The organism is Saccharomonospora sp., from assembly GCF_027317685.1.
GTDB lineage: Bacteria > Actinomycetota > Actinomycetes > Mycobacteriales > Pseudonocardiaceae > Saccharomonospora.
Genome location: NZ_DAHVQP010000008.1, coordinates 1 through 3,622, shown reverse-complemented (window position 1 = coordinate 3,622; position 3,622 = coordinate 1). Strand labels below are relative to the sequence as shown.

The window sequence follows — 3,622 nt, the reverse complement described above, 5'->3', positions numbered from 1 at the left end:
TTCACCCGCTGTTAAGGTCGGGATCACGATCTACGAGTAAGGAGTAGGACCGCGCCTAGGCCACGCCACGAGCCCAGCGACGTCGCGTCGGAGGTGTTCACGACCGGCGATCGCCCGAAGGGCGAGCACATCAAAGATGTGCTGACCACACTGGTACTCGAATCCCGCGACGGCTCGTTGCTCCCGTCGGAGCGCGCCCTCGCCGAGCGGTTCGGGGTAGCCCGCATGACCGTGCGCGGCGCCATGGAGGAGCTCCGGTCCCGCGGGCTGGTCCGCCGCGTGTCCGGTCGCGGCACGTTCGTCCAGCACCCCACTCTCACGCACTCGGAGATCTTCCGATCCTTCAGCGACGACATGCGCAACCGCGGGATGACGCCCGGTTCGCGCAGCTACCGGGCGCGGACTCGGCCAGCACCCCGCGACATCGCCGCGAAACTCGGCATCGAGCCCGGCGCACCGATACACGCCATCGAGCGGGTCCGCACCGCCGACGGCATCCCGATGGCGCTGGAGCGCACGAACCTCTCAGCTGATCGCTACCCCAGGCTGCTCAGCGTCATGGGTCGCGACGAGTCCCTGTACGACGTGCTGGCCAGGGTGTTCAACGTACGCCTGGAGTCAGCCGAACAGACGGTTTCCATCGCGCGCCTCAGCCCCGCCGAGGCCAAGCGACTCGAGGTTCCCGAGTACGACCCCGCGTTCCTCATCGAGCGGGTGGCGGTCGACAACATGGGCAACGTGGTCGAGTTCGGACGCTCGCTTTATCGCGGCGACCGTTACGCGATCCAGATGCACGTCAGCCGCCCGTCCGAGGCTTAGACCGCCGGCCCGCCACGTGCCGCGGGCCGTTCACGACCACTTGTCGGCCTCTCCCGTCGGTGCTACGTTCCGCCCACCAATACCGGTCTAGACAGGATCGCAGCATCGGAGGCGCAATGAGAATCAAGCTCGTAGCCATGGCCGCGACCGCGTGCGCTGCCCTCGCCGCACCACTCGCGGTCGCTGTACCGGCGACCGCCGAGGACACTCCCCCGCACCCGCAGGAACGGCAAGTCCGCATGCTGGACTTCAACTTCGCCGGCAACGGCTTCAACGGCGGTGACACGGGAGCACCCGTGACCGACGCGGTCCAGAAGATCTACAGCCAGGACGCGGAGATCATCGGCCTCAACGAGATGTGCTACACCCAGTGGGTCGCGCTTCGGGACCAACTGCAGGCGAAACCAGGCTACGGCGACCTCACCGAGCACGTCGTCGTCACGAACTACGACATTCCCAACTGCCACGACCCGGAGGTCAACCCCGAGGGGTGGTACGTCATGGGGCTGCTCAGCAAGTACGACTCGCAGCAGGTCATGTTCGGCGACACCCCGTACCTCGACCTCGGCTACCACTACCGCGAGCGCTACCGCAAGCTCGTGTGTGGGGATGTCGCCATCCCGGACGCGACCGCGGTGCGCGCCTGCGTGACGCACACCGAGGTTCCGCTGCCGCTGGTCGATGAGACGTCCTTCCCCGACGACCCCGACATCGCGGACGACCCGAACTACGGACGCTCCATCAACTACGCCCAGGCGGAGGTCATCGCCGAGGCGATCACGCCGATGACCAAGGACATGCCCGTGGCGTTGCTCGGCGACTTGAACGAACTGCCGTTCCTGCCTTCGCTGGACTTCTTCTACCGCAAGTGCGGCGGCAACGGCGTCTTCGCCGAGGTCGACAGCCGGGACCCGCGCTGGCCGATCGTGCGTCGCTTCAACCTCGGCCTCGACGCCTGCCCCCACCGCCAAGGCGAGTGGACGATGGGCGAAGAGGGGTTGCCGGACGACTATGACCAGCCCTACCAAAGCAACCGGAAGATCGATTACATTCTCGTGGACACGCGCCACTTCGAGGTCCGGCCGGACTCCGGTTGGGTGCTCGACACCCCGTTCTCCGACCATCGCATCGTCGTCGGCGACGTCACGCTGCGACGCTGAGGAGCCTGCATGAGTCACCGATGGAAAACAATTGCCGCCGCGGGCGTCGCGGCACTGGTCCTGCCGCTCGGGTTGGCCGCGCCGGCCACCGGCTCCGGCCCGTCCGGCGACGACTTCCGGATCCTGCCGTACCTGCAGAGTCCCAGTGAGTCCGGCATCCGCGTCACCTGGTTCACCGAGGACGGCGAACCGGGCGAACTGACCGTGCGCGGCCCAGGCATCCGCGGCGATCGCAGCTACGACGTCGCCGGCGAGCTGCAACCCGAACTCGCCTACACCGATGCCGAGCGTTCGGAAGAGATCCCCGGATTGGAGCAGGGCAGCTGGCTGCTCGGTCCGGACAATTACAAGCACACCGTCGAGATCGAGGGCCTGCGTCCTGGCCACCGTTACCGGTACACGGTGCGACAGGGCGACTCCACGGTGCGCGGCCATTTCGAGACCGCCCCCACGGCCGACGACTGGCGCGACATCCGGTTGATTGCCATGTCGGATGCCGAGACGTCGCCGGCGGGCCGGGTGCAGAAGCGCGAGTGGGTCGACGGCGCCATCGCCGACGGCGGGGAGTCGAGGCCGTCAGCCGCTGAGGGTTCCGAGTGGGATCAGGTCCACGGCACGACGACGAACTCCGGTGCGCGGGTTCTGCAGTATCCGCTCACCGAGGACGAGGGGTTGCGCGAGAACTTCGCCGCCGTTGAGAAGCGGTCGCCCGACGCGCTGTTGCTGGCCGGCGACCTCGTTCAGGGCGGCGGGTACCAGCCGGGATGGGACGAGTTCTTCGGCCTGCTGGCCGGGCCGAACGGCGACCTGCTCACATCGGTGCCGATCCTGCCCGCGTTCGGCAACTGGGAGAGCTTCGGCGCCATCAACGACGGCTACGGCACCCCGGAGGACCGGACCCCGGTCGTGCGGTCCAGGGCGAAGTTCCACGCCTACTTCGACTCGCCGAGCAACGGCAATCCGCAGCACCAGGACAACTACTACCGGGTCGACTACGGCCCCGTCACCGTCCTGACGCTGGACAGCAACAACGGCGAGCCGGATGACACCGCCGACAGCTACGCTCCCGAGGACAAGATCAGTGGCCGTGAGTACACCGGACCGGGTACCGACACCCAGGAGAACTTCACCCGCGAAGAGTACGAAGCCGCCGGTGGTACCGACCTGTCCGACTACAACCCGGGCAGCCCGCAATGGCAGTGGGCCGAGCAGCAGCTCCAGGACGCCCGGGCCGACGGCAGGATCGTGTTGGTCCAGTTCCACCACTCCCCCTACAGCTCAGGGGAGCACGGGCTGCCGATGAACCACGAGGAGACCTCGGGGCAGGGCGGCACCCCCATGCGGGTGTATCACCCGCTGTTCGAGGAGTACGGGGTCGCCGCGGTGATCTCCGGGCACAGTGAGATGTTCGAACGCAGTTTCGTCGACGCCGACGGCGACGGCGTGGGCGTGCACTACTACGACGTCGGAATCTCCGGCGACGGTCTGCGTGGGGTGCGGCACGAGGGCGGCCTGCTCGAGAACCCGCTGCTGAACTACAACACGTTCAGCCAGTGGACCGCCGACCAGAGCGAGCCGGAACTGTGGACGTCCGTCGGCGGGACGAAGCGACTGCTCGCCGGCGGAAAGCACTACGGTCACCT

General features: G+C 67.4%; 3 protein-coding genes. All 3 read left to right on the top strand.

Going from position 1 to position 3,622, the window contains the following annotated elements:
* The first annotated feature begins 138 nt into the window (after nt 1-138).
* Nucleotides 139-819, top strand: coding sequence for a GntR family transcriptional regulator (locus M7H19_RS00605; RefSeq protein ID WP_298175742.1), 681 nt, complete (start codon nt 139-141; stop codon nt 817-819).
* Nucleotides 820-935: 116 nt separating this feature from the next.
* The gene (locus M7H19_RS00600) at nt 936-1,979 is read left to right on the top strand and encodes an endonuclease/exonuclease/phosphatase family protein (RefSeq protein ID WP_298175740.1); all 1,044 of its coding nucleotides are present in this window, start codon (nt 936-938) and stop codon (nt 1,977-1,979) included.
* 9 nt (nt 1,980-1,988) lie between these two features.
* A partial coding sequence (locus M7H19_RS00595) for a metallophosphoesterase (RefSeq protein ID WP_298175738.1) occupies nt 1,989-3,622 on the top strand: 1,634 nt, incomplete at its 3' end.